General features: G+C 68.9%; 22 protein-coding genes, 1 tRNA gene, 1 other RNA gene and 1 pseudogene. 15 read left to right on the top strand and 10 right to left on the bottom strand.

Annotated features, from left to right (window positions below):
• Positions 1 to 6: 6 nt before the first annotated feature.
• Positions 7 to 385: RNase P RNA component class A (gene rnpB / locus J1M36_RS01060), an RNA gene on the top strand.
• A gap of 14 nt (positions 386 to 399) precedes the next feature.
• Positions 400 to 1176, top strand: coding sequence for a peroxide stress protein YaaA (locus J1M36_RS01055; RefSeq protein ID WP_206478371.1), 777 nt, complete (start codon positions 400 to 402; stop codon positions 1174 to 1176).
• 104 nt (positions 1177 to 1280) lie between these two features.
• Here J1M36_RS01055 and def read toward each other — a convergent pair whose 3' ends face one another.
• Positions 1281 to 1850, bottom strand: a complete 570-nt coding sequence (gene def, locus J1M36_RS01050) for a peptide deformylase (RefSeq protein ID WP_206478369.1) — start codon at positions 1848 to 1850, stop codon at positions 1281 to 1283.
• A 125-nt stretch (positions 1851 to 1975) separates the two neighbouring features.
• Here def and J1M36_RS01045 point away from each other — a divergent pair, with 125 nt between their 5' ends.
• The 7 genes from J1M36_RS01045 to J1M36_RS01015 all read left to right on the top strand — a co-directional run bounded on the left by J1M36_RS01045 (position 1976) and on the right by J1M36_RS01015 (position 9191).
• Positions 1976 to 3184 (top strand): glycosyltransferase, encoded by a 1209-nt coding sequence (locus J1M36_RS01045; RefSeq protein ID WP_206478367.1) that lies wholly within the window; start codon positions 1976 to 1978, stop codon positions 3182 to 3184.
• Positions 3181 to 4242, top strand: coding sequence for a glycosyltransferase (locus J1M36_RS01040; RefSeq protein ID WP_193519412.1), 1062 nt, complete (start codon positions 3181 to 3183; stop codon positions 4240 to 4242). Before J1M36_RS01045 ends, J1M36_RS01040 begins: the two co-directional genes overlap by 4 nt.
• Positions 4239 to 5315, top strand: coding sequence for a glycosyltransferase (locus tag J1M36_RS01035; protein WP_206478365.1), 1077 nt, complete (start codon positions 4239 to 4241; stop codon positions 5313 to 5315). The genes J1M36_RS01040 and J1M36_RS01035 overlap by 4 nt, the downstream gene beginning before the upstream one ends.
• Entirely contained in the window at positions 5312 to 6160 is an 849-nt protein-coding gene (locus J1M36_RS01030) for a galactosyltransferase-related protein (protein ID WP_206478363.1), read from the top strand. The genes J1M36_RS01035 and J1M36_RS01030 overlap by 4 nt, the downstream gene beginning before the upstream one ends.
• A gap of 21 nt (positions 6161 to 6181) precedes the next feature.
• A complete protein-coding gene (locus J1M36_RS01025; RefSeq protein ID WP_167318579.1) occupies positions 6182 to 6835 on the top strand; it encodes a response regulator transcription factor in 654 nt (217 codons plus the stop codon).
• A gap of 84 nt (positions 6836 to 6919) precedes the next feature.
• Complete coding sequence (locus J1M36_RS01020) at positions 6920 to 7828, top strand: SDR family oxidoreductase (RefSeq protein ID WP_085105936.1); 909 nt, start codon at positions 6920 to 6922, stop codon at positions 7826 to 7828.
• A gap of 115 nt (positions 7829 to 7943) precedes the next feature.
• Entirely contained in the window at positions 7944 to 9191 is a 1248-nt protein-coding gene (locus J1M36_RS01015) for an APC family permease (protein WP_064845156.1), read from the top strand.
• 139 nt (positions 9192 to 9330) lie between these two features.
• Here J1M36_RS01015 and J1M36_RS01010 read toward each other — a convergent pair whose 3' ends face one another.
• Positions 9331 to 10266, bottom strand: coding sequence for an SDR family oxidoreductase (locus J1M36_RS01010; RefSeq protein WP_064845157.1), 936 nt, complete (start codon positions 10264 to 10266; stop codon positions 9331 to 9333).
• Between the two features lie 89 nt (positions 10267 to 10355).
• Here J1M36_RS01010 and J1M36_RS01005 point away from each other — a divergent pair, with 89 nt between their 5' ends.
• The 3 genes and pseudogenes from J1M36_RS01005 (at position 10356) to J1M36_RS00995 (ending at position 13159) form a co-directional block, all read left to right on the top strand.
• Positions 10356 to 11540, top strand: coding sequence for a zinc-dependent alcohol dehydrogenase (locus J1M36_RS01005; protein ID WP_098054543.1), 1185 nt, complete (start codon positions 10356 to 10358; stop codon positions 11538 to 11540).
• A gap of 48 nt (positions 11541 to 11588) precedes the next feature.
• The gene (gene yidD, locus J1M36_RS01000; protein ID WP_231885405.1) at positions 11589 to 11900 is read left to right on the top strand and encodes a membrane protein insertion efficiency factor YidD; all 312 of its coding nucleotides are present in this window, start codon (positions 11589 to 11591) and stop codon (positions 11898 to 11900) included.
• Positions 11901 to 12196: 296 nt separating this feature from the next.
• A pseudogene (locus J1M36_RS00995) lies at positions 12197 to 13159 on the top strand (transposase).
• A 216-nt stretch (positions 13160 to 13375) separates the two neighbouring features.
• Here the strand turns inward: J1M36_RS00995 and J1M36_RS00990 are convergent.
• Positions 13376 to 13451, bottom strand: a tRNA-His gene (locus J1M36_RS00990).
• 107 nt (positions 13452 to 13558) lie between these two features.
• Positions 13559 to 14182 carry an oligoribonuclease gene (gene orn, locus J1M36_RS00985; protein ID WP_098054541.1) on the bottom strand — a complete coding sequence of 208 codons (624 nt, stop codon included), beginning with the start codon at positions 14180 to 14182 and terminating at the stop codon, positions 13559 to 13561.
• Between the two features lie 269 nt (positions 14183 to 14451).
• Between orn and mptB the strand changes: the two genes are divergently transcribed.
• The gene (mptB, locus tag J1M36_RS00980) at positions 14452 to 15933 is read left to right on the top strand and encodes a polyprenol phosphomannose-dependent alpha 1,6 mannosyltransferase MptB (RefSeq protein ID WP_342358260.1); all 1482 of its coding nucleotides are present in this window, start codon (positions 14452 to 14454) and stop codon (positions 15931 to 15933) included.
• Positions 15934 to 15988: 55 nt separating this feature from the next.
• Here the strand turns inward: mptB and glnA are convergent, their stop codons facing one another.
• Positions 15989 to 17413, bottom strand: a complete 1425-nt coding sequence (glnA, locus tag J1M36_RS00975) for a type I glutamate--ammonia ligase (RefSeq protein ID WP_064845161.1) — start codon at positions 17411 to 17413, stop codon at positions 15989 to 15991.
• 235 nt (positions 17414 to 17648) lie between these two features.
• On the opposite strand from glnA, the gene J1M36_RS00970 reads away from it, so the two are divergent.
• Positions 17649 to 18095 (top strand): RDD family protein, encoded by a 447-nt coding sequence (locus J1M36_RS00970; protein WP_064845162.1) that lies wholly within the window; start codon positions 17649 to 17651, stop codon positions 18093 to 18095.
• A gap of 35 nt (positions 18096 to 18130) precedes the next feature.
• Here J1M36_RS00970 and J1M36_RS00965 read toward each other — a convergent pair whose 3' ends face one another.
• The 3 genes from J1M36_RS00965 to lipB all read right to left on the bottom strand — a co-directional run bounded on the left by J1M36_RS00965 (position 18131) and on the right by lipB (position 20915).
• Positions 18131 to 18880: a DUF4191 domain-containing protein gene (locus tag J1M36_RS00965; RefSeq protein ID WP_035961354.1), complete on the bottom strand. Its 750-nt coding sequence runs from the start codon at positions 18878 to 18880 to the stop codon at positions 18131 to 18133.
• A 174-nt stretch (positions 18881 to 19054) separates the two neighbouring features.
• On the bottom strand, positions 19055 to 20062 hold the full coding sequence (gene lipA / locus J1M36_RS00960) for a lipoyl synthase (RefSeq protein WP_085105942.1): 1008 nt from the start codon (positions 20060 to 20062) through the stop codon (positions 19055 to 19057).
• Between the two features lie 115 nt (positions 20063 to 20177).
• Positions 20178 to 20915 carry a lipoyl(octanoyl) transferase LipB gene (gene lipB, locus J1M36_RS00955; protein ID WP_098054537.1) on the bottom strand — a complete coding sequence of 246 codons (738 nt, stop codon included), beginning with the start codon at positions 20913 to 20915 and terminating at the stop codon, positions 20178 to 20180.
• 74 nt (positions 20916 to 20989) lie between these two features.
• Between lipB and J1M36_RS00950 the strand changes: the two genes are divergently transcribed.
• Positions 20990 to 22948: a protein kinase gene (locus tag J1M36_RS00950; RefSeq protein ID WP_206478358.1), complete on the top strand. Its 1959-nt coding sequence runs from the start codon at positions 20990 to 20992 to the stop codon at positions 22946 to 22948.
• Positions 22949 to 23225: 277 nt separating this feature from the next.
• On the opposite strand, the gene J1M36_RS00945 is transcribed toward J1M36_RS00950, so the two are convergent.
• Positions 23226 to 23576 carry a hypothetical protein gene (locus tag J1M36_RS00945; protein ID WP_035961358.1) on the bottom strand — a complete coding sequence of 117 codons (351 nt, stop codon included), beginning with the start codon at positions 23574 to 23576 and terminating at the stop codon, positions 23226 to 23228.
• A 124-nt stretch (positions 23577 to 23700) separates the two neighbouring features.
• A complete protein-coding gene (gene sucB / locus J1M36_RS00940) occupies positions 23701 to 25545 on the bottom strand; it encodes a 2-oxoglutarate dehydrogenase, E2 component, dihydrolipoamide succinyltransferase (RefSeq protein ID WP_206478350.1) in 1845 nt (614 codons plus the stop codon).
• Between the last annotated feature and the right edge of the window lie 101 nt (positions 25546 to 25646).

Raw genomic sequence — 25646 nt, 5'->3', positions numbered from 1 at the left:
GGCGGACAGGTGGGCCGGGCGACCGCGCGGCGTCGTCGTGAAGGACGGCGTCTCGAGGAAAGTCCGGGCTCCGCAGAGCAGGACGGTGGGTAACACCCACTCGGGGTAACCCGCAGGACAGTGCCACAGAAAACAGACCGCCCGCCGCGAGCGGGTCAGGGTGAAAAGGTGGTGTAAGAGACCACCAGCGCGCCGGGTGACCGGCGCGGCTCGGTAAACCCCGTCCGGAGCAAGGCCATGCAGGGCGCGTTCGAGGGCTGCTCGCCCGAGCGTCCGGGTAGGCTGCTCGAGCCGTGCGGCAACGCACGGTCTAGATGGATGGTCGTCACCGCGGTGCGGGTAACCGCCCGCGGCACAGAACCCGGCTCACAGGCCCACCTGTCCCTCTACACTCGTGGGGTGCTGATTCTGCTGCCTCCCTCCGAGTCCAAGACCGCGCCCGCGACCGGGAATCCCGTCATGCCCGCCGAACTCAGCTTCCCCGAGCTCTCACGTGATCGCGCAGTGTTGGCAGAGCACCTCGCCGAGGTCAGCGAACGCCCGGACGCCCTAGAGATCCTGGGTGTGGGGCCGTCGCTCGCGGACGACGTCGCCCGCAACCGTGAACTCGCGACCGCACCTGCCGCGCTCGCCCCCGACGTCTATGCGGGGGTGCTCTACGACGCGCTGGATGTCAGCTCCCTCGCCCCCGAGGCCCGCGAGGTCGCCGATGCGTCGCTGCTCGTGATCTCCGCACTGTGGGGCGCGGTGCGACCCACCGACCGCATCCCCGCCTACCGCCTGAGTATGGGGACCGCGCTGCCGGACACCGGCAAGCTCGGTGCGTGGTGGAAACCGCGATTGACCCCGGTGCTGAACGCGCTCGCCGCCGACGGCGTGATCGTGGACTGTCGCTCGGCGGCCTACGCCGCGGCGTGGAAACCTCCCGCCGCGCGGACCGTCACGGTACGGGTCGAGCAGCTCAAGCCGGACGGGAGCCGTTCCGTGGTGTCACATCACGCCAAACACACGCGGGGACTCGTGGCCCGTGCGCTGTGCGAGATCGGGGGAGCGGGGCGTCCGCTGGACACCGTGGAGCAGGTGAGCGCGGCGCTGGCCGAGAGGTTCACGGTGGAACTGACCGAACCCACGACCCGCAAGGCGGGCACGCTCACGATCGTGTTGGATCCGCAGTAACCAAGCCGCGCTGAGCCACGGGCAGCAACCGGCTCGCCTGACGAGGGCGCTGAGACGGGGCCTGCCGCCACGCCGCGTCCGTGATGCGGGATCCCCTCAGCGGGTCAGTGCCCGAACGGGTCCTCGTCCACACCGGGCAGCCACGTCGAATCCGTGCCCCACTGTTCCGCGGAGATGGCCTTGCGGGCCTTCTTGGACCACTTGCGGTTGAGCCGGTCCACGTACAGCTTCCCGTCCAGGTGGTCGTACTCGTGCTGCATGACCCGGGCGAACCAGCCGTTGGCCTCGAACGCTACGAGGTCCCCGTTCTCGTCCTGCCCGGCGATCCGCACCCAGTCCGCCCGCTTGAGGGGCCAGGACTGGCCGGGCACCGAGAGGCATCCCTCGGCCTCGTCGTCCGGGTCCGGGGCGGTCTCGGAGATCCGGCCGGTGCTCAGGACGGGGTTCACGAGCGTGCCGCGCGGGGGCACACCGTCCTCGTTCTCGAAGATGTAGGTGAAGATCCGCAGCCCCACCCCGATCTGCGGCGCCGCCAGACCCACGCCGTGGGACGCGTCCATGGTCTCATGCATGTCCGCCACGAGCTCGCGCAGGGCGTCGTCGAAGGTGGTCACCCGGGCCGCGGGGCGATGCAGCACGGGGTTACCGGAGATCACAATGGGACAGACGGTCATGCGGAGAGCACCTCGGGATTCACGGGTGGACGTCATATGTGGGCGTGGTCCCTGGACCCACGCCGCGCGGCCGCGCGGAGGGCGGGCGGACGGAGGACAATATATCGTGTCCCTGACCATCAGTAATGTGTGTATCGTCGCCGGGGGCCGTGCACACAACCGGCTCAGGCGCCGGATCCCGCGCCGTTCCCGGTCCGCACAGCCAGCGGGCGTCCCATCCGTTCACGTCAGTTCTGCGCAGGAGGTCACATCGAGTGAGGGTCGCGTCCCTACCCCACGGTCACGTGTACGTCGAGCACCTCAGTGACCCCGGCGCCGTGCAGCCCGTCCACCGGTTGCCGGACCCCGCGCCCGCACACCCGGTCCCCGGAGCTCCGTGGTGGCCCCTCGTGATGCTGAGCGAGGCCTGGATCCGGCGGCACGCACACGAGTTCGACATCTACCACCTGCACTTCGGGTTCGACCAGACCTCACCCGCGGAGCTGCGACGGATCGTGGACACCCTGCACGAGCTGGGCAAACCGTTCGTCTACACGGTGCACGATTTGCGCAACCCCCACCAGACGGACCCCGCTGCCCAGGACGCCGCCCTGGACGTGCTGATCCCGGCCGCCGACGAACTGATTACCCTGACCGACGGCGCCGCACGCGTGATCGAGCGGTGCTGGGGCCGCCGGGCCACGGTCATCCCGCACCCGCACCTGCTCCCGCTAGACCGGTGGCGCGATCACGCGCCCGTGGGATCCGTACCCGTGGTGGGACTCAACCTCAAGAGCATGCGGGCGAACATGAACCCCCTGCCGGTGGCCCGCGTGCTGCTCGAATGCGCGTCCCGCGGGGAGATCCGGTTGCAGCTCGACGTCCACACAGACGTGGTCACCCGGGGCACCCCGCACCACGACCCCGTGGTGAGTCACCTACTGGAGACCGCGCGTCGGACACTCAACGTTCAGGTCAACGTCCACGAGTTCTACACCGACGAGCAGTTGTGGGAGTACCTGCGCGGGCTCGATCTCTCGGTGCTCGCGTACCGCTTCGGCACCCATTCCGGGTGGCTCGAACTGTGCTACGACCTGGGCACCCATGTCCTGGCGCCGTCCGTGGGGTTCTACCACGAGCAGCATCCGGGTGTGCTGCGCTTCGACTGGGACCGGGACGGTCAGCCGGACGCCGATCAGATCCGGGAAGCGCTCGCGGGTCTGCGCGGGAACGCGCCCTGGCAGGCGAGCGCCTTGGAACGCACCCAACAACGACGTCGCATCGCCGCAGCCCACGCCGAGGTCTACCGCCGCGCCGTCGTGGTCCGGGAGGCCGGGAAAGGGGACGCCGCATGAAGGTGGCACTGCTCGCGCACGACCGGTTCCCGATCGCCCCGCCGTTCTCCGGGGGTCTCGAGTCCTTCACATGGCACCTGGCCCGCGGGCTCAAGTGCCGCGGGATGGAGGTGGTGGTCTTCGCCGCGCCGGGTTCCGACCCCGAGCTCGGGGTCGAGGAACTGGACGTGGAACCGCTCGTGCTCAGCGACGAGGCGCGCAACGACGTCGCCATGCCACCGGAGGCGCAGGTGCGGGAGACCTTCTCGTACCTGCAGGTCATGCGGGACTTCGCACGCCGCCCGGACATCGACGTGGTGCACAACAATTCGTTGCACTTCCTGCCCATTGTGATGTCCCCGGCCATCCCGCAACCTCTGTTGACCACCCTTCACACCCCGGCCACCCCGTGGCTCGAACCCGCGCTGCGTCTCACGCCCACGGCACCCACGGTGGCCGTGAGCGATTCGGTGGCCCAGATGTGGAGCAAGGTCACGCCCGCCCGCGTGATCCGCAACGGCGTGGACCCGCACGAGTGGCGGCCGGGACCCGGCGGGGATGCCCTCGTGTGGTCCGGGCGCGTGGTCCCGGAGAAGGCCCCGCACATCGCGGCGCTGATCGCGAGCAAGGCCGGGTGGAAACTGCGGATCGCCGGGCCCATCGCGGATCGGCACTACTTCGAGGCGCGGCTGAAGCCGTTGCTCAACGAGGACATCACCTACGTGGGTCACCTGGACACGCAGCAGCTGCGCACCCTGGTGGGCAATAGCGCCGCGAGCCTCGTGACGCCCGCATGGGAGGAGCCCTACGGCCTCGTGGCCGCGGAGGCCATGGCGTGCGGCACGCCCGTGCTCGCGGTGGCCCGCGGCGGCCTGAGCGAGATCGTGCGCGATCCCGGTGGGCACACGTCCCAGCCCGGGGCGAGCGAGGTGGAGACGGTGGCGTCCGCGGTCGCGGAGCTGCCCCGCGTGGTGGCCCTGGACCGCACCAGGGTGCGCCACTACGCGCTCGAGCACTGTTCCCTCAACGTCACCGTGGACGCCTACGCCGCGCTCTACCGGGAACTGGTGAGCGCGTGATTGGGTACTACATCCACCACCAGGGCCTGGGCCACCGCAACCGGGCCACCCAGATCGCCCGGGAACTCACGGTGCCCGTGACGGGGTTCAGTTCCCTGGAGCGCCCGGAGGCGTGGCCCGGCGAGTGGGTCCAGCTGCCCCCGGATGTCGCCCAGGACCCCGTGGACCCCACCGCCAACGACGTGCTGCACTGGGCGCCTCTCGAGCATCCCGGGTACCGGGAACGCATGGGTCTCATGGCGCAGCGCTTGCGCTCGGATGTGGAACTCATGGTCACGGACACCTCCGCGGAGGTCACCCTGCTCGCGCGTCTGATGGGTGTGCCCACCGTGGTCATGGCCATGCGGGGGGATCGCACCGACCGCACCCACCGTGCGGCGTACGACGCCGCGACCGCTCTGATCGCGCCGTGGTCCCGGGAGACCGCGGAGACCTATTGGCCCGAGGAATGGACCCGTAAGACCACGTTCACGGGGGCCATCTCCCGCTTCGACGTCCCCGTGCGGGTGCCGGGATCCTCCGCCGAGCACGTTCCCGGCGCGTACTCTTCCGGCGAGCCAGCTCCCGGTGAGCGCACCGCGACGCGAGGTGCGAGCGGGAGCGGCGCGAGCGACGTCGGCGGCCAACGCGTCCTGGTGGTCTGGGGCCGCGGCGGGACCGACGTGGGGGACACCGAGATCGAGGCGGCTCGCGCGGCGACCCCCGGGTGGTCGTGGACCGTGCGCTCGCCGGAGAACCCCTCCCCGGACCTGTGGCGCGAACTGCACGAGGCGGACGTCGTCGTCTCCCACGGGGGCAACAACGCCGTGGCGGAGCTGTCCGCGGCGCACTCGCGCGCCGTCGTCGTCGCCCAGCCGCGACCGCACGACGAGCAAGCCGCCACGGCCGCCGCGCTCGAGCGCGCGGGAATCTGCGTGGGCCTGCAGCACTGGCCCGCCGCCGCCGCGTGGCCCCGGTTGCTCGCACGTGCCCGGCAACTCGGCGGCTCCCGCTGGAACGCGTGGCGCCATGGCGACGGCGCATACCGTGCGGCGCGCGCGCTCGAGGACCTGCTGCACGGGGTCACGTCGTGACGGCCGCTGCCCTGATCACGATCGTGAGCGGACGGCACACCCACCTGCGGCGGCAACGGGACTGGGTGGCCGCGCAGAGCGAACCCCCGGTCACCCATGTGGTCGTGAGCATGGGCGATCCCGGGATCCGCGGAGTGCTCGAGCAACGGCCGGAACTGCCCACCGACCTCGTGGAACTGCCGCCGGCCGCCGAACTGCCATTGGCCGCCGCGCGCAATGCCGGCGTGGCACGCGCGGAGCAGCTGGGTGCGCACACCGTGGTGCTACTGGACGTGGACTGCCTTCCCCACCGTGACCTGATGGCCGATTACACGCGCGCCCTCGAGCGGCTCGCAGACCAGCGCGCCGTGGTGAGCGGGCGCGTGCAGTACCTCCCGGAGGGAATGACCGAGGCCGATTACACGCCCGAGGGCGTCGCCCGCGCGGGACGGGATCACGCCGCCCGCGTGCTGCCGGGGCCCGGGGAACTGGTCGAGGGCGACCCCCGGATGCTGTGGTCGCTGACGATGGCGACCACGGTACGGACATGGCACGCGGCGGCCGGATTCGACGAGCGCTACGTGGGCTACGGGGGCGAGGACACGGATTTCGGTCAGCGCCTGGCCGCGAGCGGGGGGAGCCTGTGGTGGCTCGGCGGAGCCGCCGCGTACCACCAGTACCACCCGACCCAGTCACCGCCCGTCCAGCACGCCGCGGCGATCGCCCGCAACGCCAACCTCTTCCGCCGTACGTGGGGGTTCGACCCCATGGAGGGGTGGCTGCGGGAACTCCGCAACTTGGGGGTCTTGACACGCGCGGGGGAGGACTGGCACGTCTTCGAACAGGGTTCGACCGATGATGCGTGAGCATACGATTATGCTCGGGGTGTGAGTTCCGAACGCCCTGTCATCACCCTGGCCCTGATCAACGACTATCCCGTGGTCCTCCAGGGTGTGGCGAGTATGCTGCAGGGTCATCCGCGCCTGCGGGTCGTGGAACTCGATTCCGGGTGTCTGCCGCACACGGACGCGGACGTGGTGCTCTATGACGCGTTCGCCGCGAAGGACCGTGGCACCCATGACGTGATGCGCCTACTGGATGACCCCCACTGCCTCAAGGTCGTGATGTACACGTGGCACGTGCGCGCCGAGCACGTTGACGAAGCACTCGATCTGGGCATACACGGTTATCTCTCCAAGGAGCTCACCGGGGACGAACTCGCGGACGCCCTCGTGCGCGTGCACGAGGGGGAGCGCGTGGTGGCCCCCGAACCAGTGCGGGAGGACATCACCTTGCCGGACTGGCCCGGCCGGCCCGAGGGGCTCTCCACGCGTGAGGCGGAGGTGATCGCGCTGATCACGCAGGGGTTCACCAATGACGAAATCGCCCGGCACTGCTACCTCAGCATCAACTCGGTGAAGTCCTACATCCGTTCCGCCTACCGCAAGATGGGCGTGGAGCGACGCAGTCAGGCCGTGTTGTGGGGCGTCCAGCACGGGATGGATCCCACGGGTCAGCAGCAGCGCACAACCGCGGTCTGACCCGCAGCGTCATCCGGGACCGACCAGCGGTTTCATCCTCCCGGGTGGGCGACAGCCCGGGGTACGGCGGGGCACAATGGACACATGACCGAAGACAAGTACGCAGCAGCCAGGAAAGCACGGGAACTCGCCGGTGAAGAGGGCGGTTTCCCCGAGCAGGAACAGACCCCGCCCGGCCTGTCCACGGACATGCAGCCCTTCCCGGACCACGGTGAGGAGAACTGGGTGGGCCGCGGTCGCCTCGAGGGTCTCAAGGCCCTCGTGACCGGCGGCGACTCCGGCATCGGCCGCGCGGTGGCCATCGCGTTCGCCCGTGAGGGCGCGGACGTGGCCATCAACTACCTCTCGGACGAGGAATCGGACGCGCAGGACACCAAGCAGTGGATCGAGAAGGCCGGTCGCAAGGCCGTCCTGCTGCCCGCGGACCTGCGCGAGGAAGCCACCGCCCGTCAGGTCGTGGACGATGCCGCCGAGCAGCTCGGCGGCCTGGACATCCTCGTCAATAACGCGGGCTTCCAATGGGCCCGCCGTGACGGCGGTCTGCAGGGTCTGAAGACCGAGGAGATGGACCGCGTCTTCAAGACCAACCTGTACGCCCTGTTCTGGGTCTCCCAGCAGGCGCTGCAGTACCTGAAGAGTGGTTCCTCGATCATCAACGTGAGCTCCATCCAGGCCTACGACCCGTCCGAGAACTTGATCGACTACGCCTCCACCAAGGCCGCGATCAACAACTTCACGGTCAACCTGGCCAGCGAGCTGGGGGAGAAGGGGATCCGCGTCAACGCCGTGGCCCCCGGACCCATCTGGACCCCGCTGCAGCCCGCGACCAAGGCCGGCGAGAGCATGCCTCAGTTCGGGTCGGACACCCCGCTCGGCCGCGCGGGACAGCCCTCCGAGATGGCCGGGGCGTTCGTGTTCCTGGCCAGCCCGGCGGAGGCGTCCTACGTCTCCGGCACGGTGATCGGTGTGACCGGCGGCAAGCCCGTCTTCTAGGCCACCTTCGAGAGCCACGACAGACAAGTGCACATGACACCACCGTGGGCGGGACGCGATACGCGGCCCGCCCATTGGTGTGTCACGGGCACGTGATGTGAAACCCGGGAGCCTCGTGACGAATCCTTCCGCCATGCACCGCAGACTTGGCCTGACGGACGCCGTGACCATCGGGCTCGGTTCCATGATCGGCGCCGGCATTTTCGTGGTGTTCGCCCCCGCTGCGGCCTCCGCGGGCGCCTGGTTACCGCTGGCCCTCGTGCTGGCCGCGGTCGTCGCACTGTGCAACGCACTGTCCTCGGCCCAGCTGGCCGCCCAGTACCCCGTGGCCGGCGGTAGTTACGTCTACGGTCGCGAGCGCCTCGGCCCCTGGCCGGGGTTCCTCGCCGGGTGGTGTTTCCTCACCGGTAAGACCGCGAGCTGCGCGGCCATGGCCATGACGTTCGCCGCCTATGTGGTCCCCGAGCCCTGGCAACGGCCCGTCGCTGCTCTCGCGGTGCTCGGTGTGGTCGCGGTCAACTGCTTCGGCGTGACGCGCACTGCTTCGGCCACCAAGGTGCTCGTGGGTATCGTGCTCGCGGGCCTGGCCGTGGTCATCGTGGCCGGGCTCTTCGCCGGGTCCGGCCCCGCCGCATCAACCTTCGGTGCGGCACCGCCGGGCGGGGCGTACGGCGTCCTGCAGGCCGGGGGACTCCTGTTCTTCGCTTTCGCCGGGTACGCACGCATCGCCACCATGGGGGAGGAAGTGCGCGATCCCGCCCGGATCATCCCCCGGGCCATCGTCATCTCCCTGAGTGCGGTCCTCGTGATCTACGGCGTACTCGCGGTGCTCTCGCTGCACGTCCTCGGTCCCGAGGCCCTGTCCCGTACGACGACGCCGCTCGCGGACCTCGCCGCGGCCGCCGACTGGCCGTGGACCACGGTTGTGGTCACGATTGCGGCCGCTGCCGCCACGCTCGGGGCGCTGCTGGGGCTCACGGCGGGGATCGGTCGAACCGGCCTGGCCATGGCCCGCACGGCGGATCTGCCCGCGCCCCTCGCCGTGCTCGACGAGCGCCACGGCGTCCCGCGCCGCATCGAAATCGTGGTGGCAGCGGTGGTCGTGATCGCGGTGTTCACCATGGACGTGCGCGGGGTGGTGGGCTTCTCGTCGTTCGGGGTGCTGCTGTACTACCTCGTGGCCAACCTCAGTGCGCTCACGCAGACCGGGCCGCATCGCCGCTACCCGCGCGCGGTGTCCGTCCTGGGCACGGTGCTGTGCGTGGTCCTCGTGGTCACGCTCCCGATCGCGTCCGTGGCGGGCGGCGTCCTCGTGCTGGCGCTGGGCATCGTGTACCGAGGGATTAGGGTGCGACGGCGCTGACCCGGCTGGCGAGGGCGCGTCACGCCATGCTGCACAGCCGTCGCGAACCACGCCGCCAGGCGCTGCCGCTGCATGCCGCCGCCGCGCGCGCCGTCGTCCGGCACGGGGCGCACCGGCGAGCCGGACGACCGCGGTTCGTTCAGCGCTCGTTGTTGCGCTGTGCGGCCTTGCTGCCGAGCGTGCTCAGGGCGTTGACCACGCGGGATCCCAGGCGCTGCTTGGCGGTGGCCCCCACCACGAGATCCGTCTGCTGGGGGGACGCGGACGGGAGCACCCGGTTCACCACGCCCAACGCGCGAATCGTGAGCCCGGGGGCGATACCCCGGACTCGCTGGGCGACCTTGGGCAACCACCCCAGCAGCACGATCGGGCGTCCCGCGAGAACGCCGTCCACGATCAAGCGGGCCGCGCGGTCGGCGTTCATGGACAACACCGGCAGGGACGCGGACGGCGCGAACCACGCGTACTCGTTCTGCGACTCGCCCGTGAAGTAGGCGCGCTCGTGCGATCCCGTGCGCATGAGGCCGGGGTCGATGCTCGTGGCGGTGACGCCGGTCCCCGACAGGGACGCCGCGAGACCCTCGCTGAACCCCACCGCGCCGAACTTGGCCGTGCAGTACGGCAACAGGTGCGGCACGGAGACCAGTCCGCCCACGGACGCGATCGTGCCGATCCGGCCGCGGCCACGCTCGCGCATCCCGGGCAACACCGCGAGCGCGGTGTGCACGGGACCCATGGTCATGGTGGTCACGGCGTCCCGAAACTGCTCCACCGTGACACCCTCCACCGAGCCCACCTGGATGATCCCGGCGACCGTGATGAGCACGTCCACCGGTCCCAGATCGCGCTCCACATCCCGCACCAAGGCCTCGACCTGGTCCGCCTCGGCGACGTCGCACACGTAGTCGTGCACCGTGCCGAACGGGGACAGCATCTCGCGCGCGCGGGCCAGCTCGGCGGCGTCGCGAGCGCACACGGCGACGTCGAAATCACGCGAGAGAAGTTCCTTGGCCACGAGCAGCCCCAGTCCACGGGAGGCTCCGGCCACGAGGGCAACCTGATGCGATGCGGTCATACGGGACACGCTACGCGGTGCGCCGCCCAGGTTCGACCCCCCCCTGCAGGGGTGGTGCCCGGGCGGGGTGATCATGCTTTACTGGGTGAATGCGAGCACTCACATGGCAAGGACTTGGCGACGTCCGGGTCGAAAACGTCCCCGATCCCGTTCTGCAGGATCCCACCGACGCCATCGTGCGGGTCACGTCCACCGCGATCTGCGGTTCGGACCTGCACCTCTACGGCGTGCTGGGCCCATACCTGCAGAAGGACTACGTGATGGGTCACGAGTTCATGGGCATCGTGGAAGAAGTGGGACCGGAGGTCAGCAACCTCGCACCCGGTGACCGCGTGGTCGTCCCGTTCGTGATCGCGTGCGGTCACTGCTGGATGTGCGACCGCGGGCTGTACGCCGCGTGCGAGACCACCCAGGTCCGCGAGATGGGAACGGGCGCCGCGCTGTTCGGTTTCTCCTCCCTCTACGGGTCGGTCCCCGGGGGCCAGGCGGAAATGGTGCGCGTCCCGCACGCGGACTTCGGCCCCGTGAAACTGCCCAAGGACTTCGACGACGAGCGTTTCCTCTACCTCAGCGACATCCTGCCCACCGCGTGGCAGGGCGTGAAGTACGCGAACGTGGGGGAGGAGGACACCCTCGCGGTGCTGGGCCTCGGACCCGTGGGCCAGCTCGCGGTGCGTTCGGCCAAGCTGCAGGGCGTCAAGCGGATCATCGCCGTGGACCGTGTGGACGAGCGCCTCGCCCTGGCCAAGAGCTGGGGGATCGAGACCGTGGACATGCGTGAGGTGGACGAGGTCTCCGACACGCTCGTCGACATGACGGATGGGCGCGGCCCCGACGGCGTCCTGGATGCCGTGGGCATGGAAGCGCACGGCAACCCCATTGCGGAGAAGATCGTCGCCGGTGCGGCGCGACTGCCCAAGCCGCTCGGGCGCAAGGCCATCGAGACGGCCGGTATCGACCGGTTGGACGCGTTGCACACCGCGATCCACAGCGTGCGCCGCGCGGGCACGGTCTCGGTGTCGGGCGTGTACGGCGGAATGGCGGATCCCATGCCCATGATGGAGATGTTCGACAAGGGCATCAGCATGCGCATGGGCCAGTGCCACGTGCGCCACTGGACCGATGAGCTGCTGGAGATCGCGAGCCGCCCGGACGACGTCCTCGGCCTCGAGTCACTGGCCACCCACCACGTGTCCTTGGAGGACGCACCGGAGATGTACAAGATCTTCCAGGAGAAGAAGGACGGCTGCATCAAGGTGGTCCTCAAGCCATGACCCTGTGCACACCACGATCATGCTCATGGGAAGAGGAGCCGGTCGCCCTTGACTGACGTACTGCTTCGAGTAGCCACTGCACCCCGCCGTGGGGTCGATCGTCTCATCCGCGGATACCAGCGCCACCTCTCACCGCGTAAAGGATTCACGTGCGCGCATCTCGTGGCACGGGGCGGGCAGTCCTGCTCCGCGGCGGTGCGCGGCATCATTGCGCAGTACGGCGTGATCCGAGGGATCATCCCCACGATGCTCCGTTTCGCGGCCTGCTACCGGGCGGCACTCATGCTCGGCCCCGCGGGCCGCGGCGACGTGAGTGGAGTCTGCTGCTGCGGGCCCATCCCCATTCCGTTCCGGTTCTAAGCAAGATCGAGGAAGCCCCTCCCACCTCGCGGCGCGCTCGGAGGTAGGAGGGGCTTCGTGGTGCCCGCCAGTTACGTTGTGAGTACCCCCGATCGCCGGGCGTTTGGTGCTCGACCGGGTATGGCTTGTCTGCCCAGCCATCCATGGTCCGGGGGGGTGTTGCCGCCCGGTCGAGAGACACGCGTTGACCTCTCATAGGGACACGGCAGCTTCTCTGAGGTCTCTTCGTAACGTGGGTGCCGGCATCGGGTCTCAAGACTGCGACCAGCAGTGATGCGTTCAACGAGGACGACATCATGAACGCCAGATTCGCGGCCGTAATCGGCCTGGACGTGGGGAAGACCGGGCATCATGCCTGCGCGCTGGACCCCGACGGGAACAGGCTCTTCGACAAGCCCCTCCCGCAGGACGAGGCCCAGCCGCGCGACCTCTTCACACACCTGCAGGAGCACGGCGACGTGCTGATGGTCGTCGATCAGCCCAACACCATCGGAGCCCTGCCCATCGCAGTCGCTCGCGACGTCGGCTGCGCGGTGGCCTACCTACCCGGGTTGGCGATGCGAAAGGCCGCGGACCTCGCCCACGAGACCACCCGGGCACTGAACCGGATCCGGTCTCTGCCCACACAGATCCATCCCGCTGACCCGGAGGTGCTGGTCGATCGGATCTTCACGGCGTTCAGCGAGCAGACCGTGGTCGTTCCAGCGACCGCGGCCGTGGAGTTGGTGATCCCGAGGGTGGCCGGGCAGGTCAAGGAGCTGAAGGAACAACGCGCGACCGTAGCCCGGGAGGTCGAGGCTATGCTGGAGGACTTCTCTCTCGCCGGGGTCTTGATGAGCATGCCGGGGATCGGCATCAAGACCGCCGCCCAGATCCTCCTGGCCATCGGCGATGGCTCCGCATTCGAGACCGCAGGCCATCTCGCAGCCTACGCCGTCGTCGCGCCGGTCACGCGAAGATCAGGGACCTCGATCAGGAGTGAGTTCCCCGCCTGATCCGGCAACAAACGCCCGAAGAACGCGCTGTTCTACTCCGCGTGGGTCGCCTCGGACTCAGATCCGATCTCCAAGGCCTACTACGACCGGAAGCGCGCCGAGAGAAACCGACACCACGCCGCCGTCATCTGCCTCGCCCGCCGCCGCTGCAACGTCATCTACGCGATGCTCCGCAATGGCACCTACCCCCAGCCCCGAACCAACCACCCTCGCGGTTTGACTCAGAACATAGGAGCACCCCCGGCTGTGCTTTTACTGAGTTAGAACAGATATTCGCGCGCCAAGCTGCTTTTCCTCCACCGTGCATTTGGACGGCGGGCGCGGGCGGTCGGGGTGGCGGGGATGGCCGCAGCGGTGGGAGTGGTCAGGCCGGACGGGCCGCTGGGAAGCGGGCGGTCGAGGTCATGCAGGACTGACCCGCCAACGAGAACGAGGTGCGAACCCCGACCGGTACACCGATCGATGTTCGCACCTCGTGCATGGGGTGAGCGACGGGGGTTGAACCCGCGACCTCCTGGACCACAACCAGGCGCTCTGCCGACTGAGCTACGCCCACCATTGAACCCGTGGAAGAACCGTTCGATCCCTCCGGGCAACGACGACCACTATAGCGCACGCCCGGGCGGATTCCTGCATCGAGCGCCTGAACGCGTCAGGTCCCGGTCAGGAACCCGAGCGGGTCGGGGAGGCCTTGATGAGCGCGGCGATCTTGCGGGCGTCGTCGGAGGTGGGGCCGGGATCGCCGGGGAAGAGGATGTGGCGGTAGTATCGCAGCTCGTCGATCGAGTCCTCGATGTCGCCGAGCGCACGGTGATTGCCCGTCTTCTCGGGCGCCTGGAAGTACGCGCGCGGGTACCAGCGCCGCGCGAGCTCCTTGATCGTGGAGACGTCGATGACCCGGTAGTGCAGGTGATCCACGAGTTGCGGCATGTCCCGCGTGAGGAACGTCTTGTCCGTCCCCACGGAGTTACCACCCAGCGGCGCCTTGCCCGGTTCGGGGACCCATTTGCGGATGTAGTCCAGCACCGCGTCCTGCGCCTGCGCCATGTCCATGCCGTTCTCGAGCTCCGGCAGCAGCCCGGATGTCTCATGCATGTTCCGCACGAAAGAAGACATCTGATCCAGCGCGGCCTGCGGGGGTTTGATGACCACGTCCACGCCACTGCCCAGCACGTTGAGCTCGTCGTCGGTCACGAGCGCGGCCACCTCGATCAACGCGTCATCGGACAGGGACAGCCCCGTCATCTCGCAGTCGATCCACACTATTCTCCGGTTTGCAGTCGTCACGCCCTCCAATCTATCGCGTCGTGCGGGCACCCCCGCGACGCTGCCTCGCCCCGGGCATCCGGTTGGCGTACGACGTCGCACGGTAGGATCACCCCGACGCCGCCCCCGCGCACCGCGCGCCGCGGCGGACGATTCCCAGACCCCTCATCTGCGGCCACCGCGGAAGCACCGGGAGGCCCGTAGTGCGCATCACGTCCAGGACGGAACGTCACCCGACGCTCCCCGGAACCGGACGGGACGCAGCCCCGGGACGGGACGCGACGTCCTCGGTGTCATTGACCCGCACCGTGGTGATGGGCTCGCTGGGCTCGCTCATGTTGCTGTTCGGCTCCCTGGGCGTGGGATGGCTCGCGAGCGTGTCCTCGCTGCGGCGCATCCCGCTGATCATGTGGATGCGCTTCGAGACCGTGGGCGTGGTGGTCTCGGTCGTGATGCTCGCCCTCGGAGCCATGCTCCTGGTGCGGCAGTGGCTGCGCCTGGGCCAGAAACTCAGACCGTGGGGACCGGAGAGCGCCCGCTGGGTGCTGATCTCGATCGCGGCGTGGGCGGCGCCCATGCTCGTGAGCATCCCGTTGTTCAGTCGGGATGTGTACTCGTACATCGGGCAGGGCCGCGTGATGGCGAACGGGTTGAACCCGTACGAGTCCGGGGTCTCCACGATCGACAACTTCTTCCAACTGGGCGCGGACCAGTTATGGGCGGAATCCCCGCCGCCGTACGGCCCGGTGTTCCTGTGGCTCGAACAGCTCGTGGTCCTCGTGACCGGTGCGGACCCGGACGCCTCCGTGCTGCTGTTTCGGGCCTTGTGCGTGGTGTCCGTGATCGCGTGCATGTGGGTCATCCCGCGCCTGGCCCGGCTGCACGGCGTCAATCCGCGGCGGACCATGTGGCTATCGGTGGCCAATCCGCTGTTCCTCACGAACTTCGTGGTGGCTGCCCACAACGACGCGATCATGCTGGCCCTGGCCCTGATCGGGACCTACGTGGCGGCAATGCACCGCAACTGGAAGGGTGGGATCGCGGGCACGACCCTTGTGACCCTGTCTGTGGCGATCAAGCCCATCACACTGATCTTCCTGCCGTTCGTGGGCCTGCTCTGGGCCGGGCGCGGTGCGTCATGGCCGCGCCGGTTCGCGATCTGGGCCCTCACGCTGGCCTACTCCGCGGCTTTGTTGGCGCTCATGGGATTCGTCAACGGCTTCGGTTTCGGGTGGGTCTCCGCGGTCTCTACACCGGGCACCGTGTACATCTGGTACGCGCCGATCGGACTGCTGGGGTTGTTCGCGCAGCTCGTGGGCAACTCGTGGGGGTTCAACGGCTCCGCGTGGATGGACGCCGTGCACACGACCGGGACGGTGCTCTCCGCCGCGGTGGTGGTCGTGCTGATGTTCGTGGGGCGGGACGCCAAACTGTTCCGCCGGCTCGCGTGGGCGCTCGCCGCGTTCGTGCTGCTGGCCCCCATCATCCAGGCATGGTACGTGGTGTGGCTCATCCCGTTGTTCGCGATCTCCGGGATCCGCGACGACTGGCAGGTGGACGTGCTGTTCTTCGTGACCGCGTTCTTCATGGTCTACGCCGTGGCGGACCAGCTGGACGTGTTCCCCTACCTGGACCTGAACCTCTTCGCGGCGCGGGTCATCGCCGCGCTCGTGGCCCTGACGTACGGCATCTACCTGTGGCTACTGGACCCGGCCACCCGGCGTGTGGCGCGGCCCCCACGAGGCGAGCGGGCGACGTCGCCCGTGCTGTGACGCGAACGCGGCCCCGCTCGCGAGGAGCGGGGCTGCGTCCGTGTGGAGCGGGGAATCAGACGCCGAAGTACATCTGGAACTCCAGCGGGTGGGGGACCACAGAGAGCGGCTTGAGCTCAACCTCACGCTTGTACTCGATCCAGGTCTCGATCAGGTCCTCAGTGAACACGTCACCGGCGAGCAGGAACTCGTGGTCCGCCTCAAGGGCCTCGAGCGCCTCCGACAGGGTGCCCGGGGCCTTCTTGATGTCCTTGGCCTCCTCCGGGGGCAGCTCGTAGAGGTCCTTGTCGATGGGGTCCGCCGGCTCGATGCGGTTGCGGATCCCGTCCAGCCCGGCCATCAGCTGCGCGGCGAACGCGAGGTACGGGTTGCACGAGGGGTCCGGCGCGCGGAACTCCAGGCGCTTGGCCTTGGGGTTGGTGCCCGTGATGGGGATCCGGATGCCCGCGGAGCGGTTGCCCTGCGAGTAGACCATGTTCACGGGGGCCTCGAAGCCCTTGACCAGGCGGCGGTAGGAGTTCACGGTGGGGTTGGTGAACGCGAGCACCGCGGAGGAGTGCTCCAGCAGGCCGCCGATGTACCAGCGCGCCACGTCCGACAGGCCTGCATAACCCTTCTCGTCGTAGAACAGCGGCTCCCCGCCCTTCCACAGCGACTGGTGGCAGTGCATCCCCGAGCCGTTGTCGTTGAAGACGGGCTTGGGCATGAACGTGACGGTCTTGCCGAACGAGTCCGCGGTGTTTTTGATCACGTACTTGAACTTGAGCAGGTCGTCCGCGGCGGCGGTCAGCGTGGAGAACTTGTAGTTGATCTCCGCCTGACCCGCGGCACCGACCTCGTGGTGGGAGCGCTCGACCTCAAGGCCCACCTCGTCCAGGGCCACGCACATGGCGTCGCGCAGGTCCGCCTGCTTGTCCACGGGGGACACGGGGAAGTAGCCGCCCTTCACGGGGGTCTTGTTCGCGAGGTTGCCGCCCTCTTCCTCACGGCCGCTGTTCCAGGAGGCTTCGTCCGAGTCGATCCGGTAGAAGGTGTGCTCGGGGGAGACCTGGAAGCGGGCGTCCTCGAAGACGAAGAACTCGGCTTCGGACGCGAAGTTCGCGGTGTCCGCGATACCGGTGGAGGCCAGGTACGCCTCGGCGCGCTCGGCTACACCGCGCGGGTCGCGGTGGTAGGGCTCGCCGGTGCGCGGGTTCACGATGGAGCACGTGACCACGAGCGTCTTCTCGAGCCGGAAGGGGTCCACGAACGCGGACTGGGGGTCCGGGATCAGCTGCATATCGGACTCGGCGATGCCCTGGAAACCACGGATGGAGGAACCGTCGAACAACTGTCCGTCCGTGAAGAAGTCCTCGTCCACCGCCTTGGCCGGGAGGTTGAAGTGCTGCTGCACACCGGGCATGTCCGTGAAACGCAGATCGACGAACATGACCTCTTCGTCCTTGAGGAACGCGAGCACTTCTTCGGCTGATTGGAACATGGACCTGTTCTCCTTCTGTGTGGGCGTCCGATCGACGCCGCGGTGGCGGGGACCACCGCGGTCGTTCGGTTCTGATGTCCAGCGTAGGAACCTGGCGTTGCCCGTCCATGACACGAATGTTTCGTCCGTGTAACGCCCGGAGCGTGATGCACGGAGGGCTCGCCGACCGGTCAGTACGAGCCCCAGTCTACCGGCGGGTGCACGAGCTCCCACGTCGGCCCGTTAGGGTGAAGTCATGATTTCTCGCCAGGACATGGGCTCGTGGCTCGACGGCGCCCCCCAGGGAAGCCAGCCGTACCCCGGTCGTCGTCTGGGTCGCCCCGCTGAGGGGCCGGGCTCGATCGCTCGCTTCCCTGCGCGCCTGGTGGCCCTGGTGATCGACTGGGTGCTTGCGGTGGTTCTCGCGGGGCTGTTCCTGGCGCAGTGGAACGGGTCGGGGCTGATGAACCTCGCGGTGTTCTTCGTGATCAGCGTGCTCATGGTCGGGTTCTTCGGGCGCACCCCGGGGCACTGGATCATGGGGTTGCAGGTCCAGACGATGAAGGGCCGCCCCGCCGGTTTCGGCAGAGCGGCCCTTCGCACGCTGCTGTTGTGTCTGGTGATCCCCGCGCTGATCGCGGACGAGGACCAACGGGGTCTGCACGATCGCGCGGTCGACACCGTCCTGGTGCGCGTGCGCTGATCAGCAGGATCGCCCCACGGCCCGTGGGCGCTGGTTCAGCGACCGCGCATGGACTTACGATCTGGGCGCGCACGCATGGGATCCACGCCCTTGGGGATCGGCAGCTTGTTCTGCAGGGTGTTCATCCGGCGGTGGACCACCTGAACTTCTTGCTTAGTGAGCTTGTTCTCCAGGCGCTTCATCTCTTTGGTGAGCTTGCTCAGGGGGATCTGGTTCTCGCCGTTGCCGGACTTGAGCACGTGGATGGGGACGTTCTGGATCACCGGGCCGATGCGGCGGCGTTCCTTCTTCACGAGCTTGTCCACGCGGTTGACCGGGCCCTCGGTGATGAACACGACACCGGGGCGGCCCACGGCGCGGAACAGCAGGTCCTTGGACTTGGGATCCATCGCGGCGGGTTCCTCCTCCACGATCCACCCGCGTTTGAGGGTGGACAGCGCGGCCCCCGCGGCACCGGGTTGTCCCTCAATGCGCGAGAATGCGGCTTTCTCGGCCCGCCGTGACAGCAGGATCACGGCGGCGAGCACCGCGAACGGGATGCCGATGAGCAACCACGTGATCCAGTTGCCGAGTAGCACACCGATGAGCAGGAACACGAGCAGCACGCCTAGGCCGAGCAGGATCATCCACCACAGGATGTTCGGCTCGCGCTCGCGAGTCATCTGGAAGACCTGCTTCATCTGCGCGAAGATGCCCGGGCCCTTGGCGGCCTTGCGCTGGCGCTTCTCCTCGCGCTTACGGTCGCGTTCGGCGGCCTTGGCCTTGGTGGACGTGGCTGGTGACACAGTTCTTCCTCGCACTCGCTGACACAGGGGATCTCCGCCATTCTATCCGCTGAGGCCCGACGACGCGGCGTCTCGTCCGTAGGGAAGCCCTCCCGGGTGCCGCGCGGCGCTCGGAACGGACGACGCCGCCCGGAAGCGGGCGGCGTCGTCCGCGGAGCGGTGTTGACGCGGGCATCAGCCCAGGCGGGCCAACAGGGAGGAGGCTTCCTGGCTCGCGGAACCCGAGTCGTCGATGTGGGACAGGTGCTCGGGGATCTCGCGGCCCATCTTTTTCATGGCGCGTGCCCACAGCTTGCCGGCGCGGTAGCTGGAACGCACCATGGGCCCTGCCATTACGCCCAGGAAGCCGATCTCCTCGGCCTGCTTGGACAGCTCCACGAAGGTCTCGGGCTTGACCCACCGGTCGATGGGGTGGAACGTGGGCCCGGGGCGCAGGTACTGGGTGAGCGTGATGATGTCGCACCCGGCGTCGTGCAGGTCGCACAGGGCGTCGTAGACCTCGTCGTCGGTCTCGCCCATTCCCAGGATCAGGTTGGACTTCACGATCATCCCGTTCTCCTTGCCCTGCGTCAGCACGTCCAGGGACCGTTCGTACGCGAACGCGGGACGGATCTGGCGGAAGATGCGGGGGACGGTCTCCAGGTTGTGCGCGAAGACCTCGGGCTGGGCGTCGATGACCTGCTGCAGGGCGTCCGGCTGACCCTTGAAGTCGGGGATCAGGATCTCCACACCCGTGCTCGGGTTCAGGGCGTGGATCGCGCGAATGGTCTCGGCGTTGAGCCATGCGCCGCCGTCCGCGAGGTCGTCACGGGCCACCGAGGTCACGGTCGCGTAGCGCAGTCCCAGGTCACGCACGGACTCGGCGACCTTGCGAGGCTCGGCGACGTCCACCATGCCCGGCTTGCCCGTGGCGATGTCGCAGAAGTCGCAGCGGCGCGTGCACGTGTCCCCGCCGATCAGGAACGTGGCCTCACGGTCCTCCCAGCACTCGTAGATGTTGGGACACCCGGCTTCCTCGCACACCGTGTGCAGCCCGCGACCCCGGGCCATGGACTTCAGTTCCGTGAACTGGGGTCCCATCTTGGCGGTGTTCTTCAACCACGAGGGCTTCTTCTCGATGGGCACCTCGGCGTTGCGTGCCTCGACGCGCAGCAGTTTGCGGCCTTCGGGGGCGATGGTCATGAGTACTCCTCGCTGGTGGCGCTGGCGGGGCCCGGTCCACGCGGATGAGCGGTACGGGCCGTTCTCAGGGGTCTGTTCTCGACGATCCGCGATTCGTGCGGTGGCTGTGGCCCGGTCAGGACACCGCGGTGGGTGAGGCGTCCCTCGCTCGGGAGTCACCCGTGTGCGGCAGTCGCACGGGCGGTGCCGGGACATCGGGTTCGAAGGCGACGCACAGGTCCGCCTCACGGGCCGCGAGTTCCTGCTCCATACGCTGCACAACGTCCGCCGGGTCGATCCGATTCCCGGTCTCTTGGCTGATCGAAGTCACGCCGGCGTCCGTGATCCCGCACGGGATGATCTTGCCGAACGGGCGCAGGTCGTTCGAGCAGTTCAAGGCGAAACCATGCATCGTCGCACGCTTGGAGACCTGCACGCCGATCGCCGATATCTTGCGATCGGGGCCCCGCTCGTCCGCGAGCACCCACGCGCCGGACCGGCCCTCCACGGTGGTCGCGGGCACGCCGAAGTCGCGGACCACGGCGATGATGACCTCTTCCAGGACACGCACGAAGCGCACCACGTCCAAGGGGATCGGCAAGCGCACGATGGGATACCCCACGAGCATCCCGGGGCCGTGGTAGGTCAGTTTCCCGCCCCGGCCGATCGGGACCACGTCCGTGCCGTCCCACGGGTACTCGTGCTTCTCGGTGCGGCGCCCGGCGGTGTAGACGGGTTCGTGTTCCACCATCAGCACCGTGTTGCCGCGGGTTCCGGCCACGACCTCGCCATGGACCTCCCGCTGCAGGTCCAAGCACTCGCGGTAGTTCACGAAGTCCGGTGCCAGACCGATGCGTTCGAAGTGCAGAGCCATTCCGCCAGCCTATCCCTTCCGCCCGTCTGTGGATAACGCGAGCGGGCCGCCGTGTTTCCCGGCACAGTGGGGTCATGAACGCAGAGCAGGAACCGGAGCAGCTCGAGGCGCCGTCCAGGACCCGTGACGCGTCCGCGCCGTCGCGTGGGCACAGCGCGCGGGACCGCCTGCGGGCCGTGCGCGCGGGTGAGCGGCGTCGTCACGGCCGCGAGGGGTACGACGACGCCGCGGCGTCCCCGGGTGCGGCCCCCTCCGCTAGTGCGGTATCCGCCGGCCATTCGGTACCCGCCCACCGTGTGCAGCCCGCCGACCGTGCGGAGTCGCCCGAGTCGATGAGCGATCCGGCCGCCGAGACGGTCGAGCGCGACGGTCTCGAACTCGTGGAGAAGCTCGGGGAGGGCGGTGGGTCCCGCACGTGGCTGGCCCGGGAACGCACGACCCATGAGAAGTACACCGTCACGTTCGTCGTGACCGAGGACCGCGAACACCGGCGGGCCGGCGAGGAGCAGATCGCCGCCCTCGTCGAGGCATGGGCGGAGTCACCGCATCCCGAGCTCGTGAGCGTGCGCGCGACCCTCGGCGGGGACGGCGCATCCCGGGCGCTCGTGGCGGACCACGTCCGCGGCAAGACCCTTGAGGACACCATGCGCGACCGGGGACGGTTGCGGCCGGAGGACACCGCGCCGGTTCTCGCGGCGGTCGCCCGTGCGCTTTCGCACCTGCACGAGCGTGGCTGGGTGCACGGGGACCTCGCGGCGCATCACGTCCTCCTCACGCTGGACGAGCGCGCGCTCGTGGACGGCTACGGCGTTCCCGCGGGCAGCTCGGTGGGGCCCGTGCCATGGGGTGTCGCGGATCGGCCCACGCACCCCGGGGTGGCGCTCGGCCCCGCGGAGGATGCATACACCGCGGTGCAGGACGTGCATGCCCTGGGCGTGCTGGGGTGGCTCGCGCTCACGGGCCGCCACCCCGGCCCCGAGTCGCACCGGGTGCCATTGACGCTCATGTGTCCCGCCGCGCCGCGTCACCTCGTGCTGATGCTCGAAGCCGCCCTGGCTGACGACCCCGCCGCGCGCCCCTCCGCGCAGGAACTCGCCGCGGGTTTCTCGGCCTCCGCACCGCGGAGCAAACCGGTCGGCCGGCCACCCGAACGCATGACCCCGGAGGTCATCCGCGCGGACGGCACCGTGGTGCGGCCCCGCCGCCTCATGCCACTGCGCCCCGTTCCCCGTCGGCTCGTTCCCCCGCGTCGGATTCGGATGAGCCCGGGCGGCGTCGCCGTGGCCGGGGTGGACACATCCGTGCGGCGCAGGGCGTGGCTCGCGGCCGCCGGAGTCCTGGGTGCAGCGGCCCTGGCGTGGGGATTCCTCGCGTGGGACGCTGGCGGGCCCGTCGCCAGGCCCGCCGAATCCGGTGCGACGTCGGCAGCCGAGGCGGGAACGGCGTCCTCGCCCCCGGATGCGGCCGCCGGGACACCCTCCGGAACGAGCTCGCGGTCCCCTGGGGCGACCCCCGTGCCGGACGCTGCGGGGGCGTCCAGGGAAGCCACCGAGCGATCGGCCACCGCGCCAGGAGAGACCATGCAGGACAAGGACGGTGAGGCGCGAAGGGCCGTCGAAGGCCTCGTGTCCGCCCGCGCGGCGGCGCTCGCGGCCGGGGACGAGACGGCCGTCGCGGAAGTGTACGTCGCGGATTCGGGACTCGCCGCGCGGGATCGGGACCTGATCCGGCGCGCAAAGGCCCAGGACACCTCGGGATCGGGATTCACGGCCTTGTCCGGTGTCAGCATGGACGTCGCCCGGTTGACCGAACAGCGGCCCCGCGCCGGGTCGGGTCTCACGCCCGCCGAGGCGGCCCGCACTCGCACCTACGACGCCGAGGTCCGGACGCGGGGCTGGCACGGCGAGTTACCCACGGGCTCCCACGTGACCCGGCAGGGGGACGAGGCCCTTCAGACCCTGCGGATCTCGGTGACCCACACCCCGCAGGGGTGGCGGCTCGCCGACGTCACACCGGTCGAGGCCGCCCCGTGAGAGGCGGCCCATGACGGCCCCCGCGCGACGGCTGCGACATGAGGGTCGGCTCGTGAAGGTCTCGTCATGATGGTCGGATCGCCGTGGGAGGCTGCCGCGCGCCGACGGCATCGACAGGTCCGCAACGGGTGGCTGCGAGGCAGCCGCCGCCCATGGGCGGAGGCGCTGACCCGCGGGTCGTGAGCAACGCGAAGCCCCTGTGCCGTCGCGATCCCAAGGGAACGCGCGGCGCCGGGGCGTGCGGTGGGAACGGGGGACGTTCAGGGAAGCGGGTGGCTCACCAGAACACGGCGACGGCGGCATTGATCACGGCCAGACCGCCGACCGCGTGGGCCAGCCCGGTGGATACGGGCTCACCACGCTTGGTCTTGCGCATCCCGATGAACGCCGCGACGGCCACGACGAGCAGGATGATCAGCTTGACGCCGATCTTCATGTGGTTGACCGCGAAACCGTCCTGCATCTCGCGGAAGACCACCATGACCAGACCGGTCAGCAGCATCACGATCGCGGCCCAGAACTGACCGGACGTGACGGTGGGGCGCTTCATGGTGAAGAGCCACGTGCCGATGATGACGGCTAGACCGAGGAAGTGGAGGAACAACATCAGGCTGAAGAGGAAAGACATGATTCGAGCCTATCGGAGCCCCGTCACACGAAACCGCCGGGATGCGTTCTGAGTGATCCAGAACACATCCCGGCGGCCGGGAAATCAACCGAACGGTTGACCGCGGTGGGTCACAGGGCAACCCTTACAGGCCGACCTCCGACTCGAACTGACCCGCTTCCAGGCGCTTCTTGAGCGTGCCCAGGAACCGGCCGGCGTCCGCGCCGTCCACGAGACGGTGGTCGTAGGTCAGGGACAAGTAGCACATGTGGCGGATGGCGATGGTGTCGTTGCCGTCCGCGTCCGTGAGCACCATGGGGCGCTTGACGATCGTGCCCGTGCCCAAGATGGCGACCTGCGGCTGGTTGATGATGGGCGTGTCGAACAGAGCACCGAAGGAACCGATGTTCGTGATGGTGAAGGTCCCACCGGTCAGCTGATCCGGGGAGATGGAACCGTCCTTGGCGGCGGCACCCACTTCCGCGATCTGCTTGGCCAGACCACCCAGGTTCAGGTCACCGGCGTTCTTGACGACCGGCACAAGCAACCCGCGGGGGGTGTCCACCGCGATCGCGATGTCCTCGGAGGCGTTGTAGACGATCTCCTTGGACTCTTCCTTGAACGTGGCGTTGAGCACGGGGTGCGCCTGCAATGCTTCGGCCACGGCCTTGGCGAAGAACGGCATGAACGTGAGCTTGGCGCCCTCGCGCTTCTGGAACTGGTCCTTGGCCTTCTGACGCAGCTGGGCCACGCGGGTCATGTCCACCTCGGTCACCTGCGTGAGCTGGGCGGAGACGTCCAGGGACTCGCGCATGCGCTTGGCGATGGTCATCCGGATGCGGGGGGCCTTCTCCGTGGTGCCGCGCTTGGCGTCCGGGGCGGGGGCGGAGGCCGGCTGGGCTTCGGAGCCCTGGCGGGACACGGCCGGTGCCATGTTGGCGCCGGTGTCCTGGACCTGGGGAGCCTCGGACTGCTTGGCGGCTTCCTCCGCGGCGGCGAGCACGTCCTGCTTGCGGATGCGCCCACCCACGCCCGTGCCGGTGATCGTGGACAGGTCCACGTCCTTCTCACGGGCCAGCTTGCGCACTAGCGGGGTCACGTAGCCGGGGACGTCCTTGGTACCGGAGTCCGAGGACTTGGCACCGGAATCGGAGGACGCACCGGACTCGGACTGCTTGGCGGGAGTGGGCTTCTCCTCGGAGCCGGAGCTCTTCTGGGGAGCCTTGGCCTCGGCGGCCTGTTCGGTGTTCTCACCGGAATCGGCTTCGGTCGCGGCGTCCTCGATCTGCTCGGCCTTGGTCTCACCCGACTCGTCGGAGGAGCCGTTGTCGGAGTCGGAGTCGGAGCCACCGGAGCCGGCGGCGGACTCGTCGCCCACGATCGCCAGGACCTGGCCGACCTCGGCGTCCTCGTCCTCCTGGACCTTGATCTCCAGCAGGGTCCCGGCCACGGGGGAGGGGACCTCGGTGTCGACCTTGTCGGTGGAAACCTCCAACAGGGGCTCGTCGACCTCGATCTGCTCGCCGACCTCCTTGAGCCAGCGGGTCACGGTGCCCTCGGTCACGGACTCACCCAGCGCGGGCAGGGTGACCTCCACGGAGTTGCCCGAGGACTGCTTGGTGTCGGCCTTGGGGGCCTGCTCGGTCTCGGTCTCCGCGGCCTGTTCGGTGTTCTCACCGGAATCGGCTTCGGTCGCGGCGTCCTCGACCTCCTCGGCGGAAGCGTCCGAGGAGTCATCGGAACCCGAACCGGAGCCGTCACCGATGACGACCAGCGGGGCACCGACCTCCACGTCCTCGTCCTCGTCGACCAGGATCTTCTCGACGACGCCGGCCACGGGGGAGGGGACCTCGGTGTCGACCTTGTCGGTGGAGACCTCGAGTAAGGGCTCGTCCACGGCCACCTCGTCGCCCACCTGCTTCAACCAGCGGGTCACGGTTCCTTCGGTGACAGACTCGCCCAGCGCGGGCAGGTTAACGGTTTCAGACATTGTGTCGTCCGTCCCTCTCTAAAGATCGGAAAATGTGCAACGTGTCCCGGGTCCGTGCGGTCCCGGGGTGGTGAGGGGCCGGGTGCCCACCCCGTGGGGCG

Origin of the sequence: Kocuria sp. KRD140 (assembly GCF_017168375.1) — a bacterium.
Lineage (GTDB): Bacteria > Actinomycetota > Actinomycetes > Actinomycetales > Micrococcaceae > Kocuria > Kocuria marina.
The sequence above is the reverse complement of the archived record's forward strand: the minus strand, read 5'-3'. Positions and strand labels throughout refer to the sequence as shown.

Bases quoted from the DNA above. Each gene is read 5' to 3' on its own strand.
- def (WP_206478369.1), bottom strand. From the start codon at position 1,850: ATGACCGTCTGTCCCATTGTGATCTCCGGTAACCCCGTGCTGCATCGC.
- J1M36_RS01045 (WP_206478367.1), top strand. From the start codon at position 1,976: ATGTGTGTATCGTCGCCGGGGGCCGTGCACACAACCGGCTCAGGCGCC.
- J1M36_RS01040 (WP_193519412.1), top strand. From the start codon at position 3,181: ATGAAGGTGGCACTGCTCGCGCACGACCGGTTCCCGATCGCCCCGCCG.
- J1M36_RS01020 (WP_085105936.1), top strand. From the start codon at position 6,920: ATGACCGAAGACAAGTACGCAGCAGCCAGGAAAGCACGGGAACTCGCC.
- J1M36_RS01010 (WP_064845157.1), bottom strand. From the start codon at position 10,266: ATGACCGCATCGCATCAGGTTGCCCTCGTGGCCGGAGCCTCCCGTGGA.
- J1M36_RS01005 (WP_098054543.1), top strand. From the start codon at position 10,356: ATGCGAGCACTCACATGGCAAGGACTTGGCGACGTCCGGGTCGAAAAC.
- glnA (WP_064845161.1), bottom strand. From the start codon at position 17,413: ATGTTCCAATCAGCCGAAGAAGTGCTCGCGTTCCTCAAGGACGAAGAG.
- J1M36_RS00970 (WP_064845162.1), top strand. From the start codon at position 17,649: ATGATTTCTCGCCAGGACATGGGCTCGTGGCTCGACGGCGCCCCCCAG.
- lipA (WP_085105942.1), bottom strand. From the start codon at position 20,062: ATGACCATCGCCCCCGAAGGCCGCAAACTGCTGCGCGTCGAGGCACGC.
- lipB (WP_098054537.1), bottom strand. From the start codon at position 20,915: ATGGCTCTGCACTTCGAACGCATCGGTCTGGCACCGGACTTCGTGAAC.
- J1M36_RS00950 (WP_206478358.1), top strand. From the start codon at position 20,990: ATGAACGCAGAGCAGGAACCGGAGCAGCTCGAGGCGCCGTCCAGGACC.
- J1M36_RS00945 (WP_035961358.1), bottom strand. From the start codon at position 23,576: ATGTCTTTCCTCTTCAGCCTGATGTTGTTCCTCCACTTCCTCGGTCTA.
- sucB (WP_206478350.1), bottom strand. From the start codon at position 25,545: ATGTCTGAAACCGTTAACCTGCCCGCGCTGGGCGAGTCTGTCACCGAA.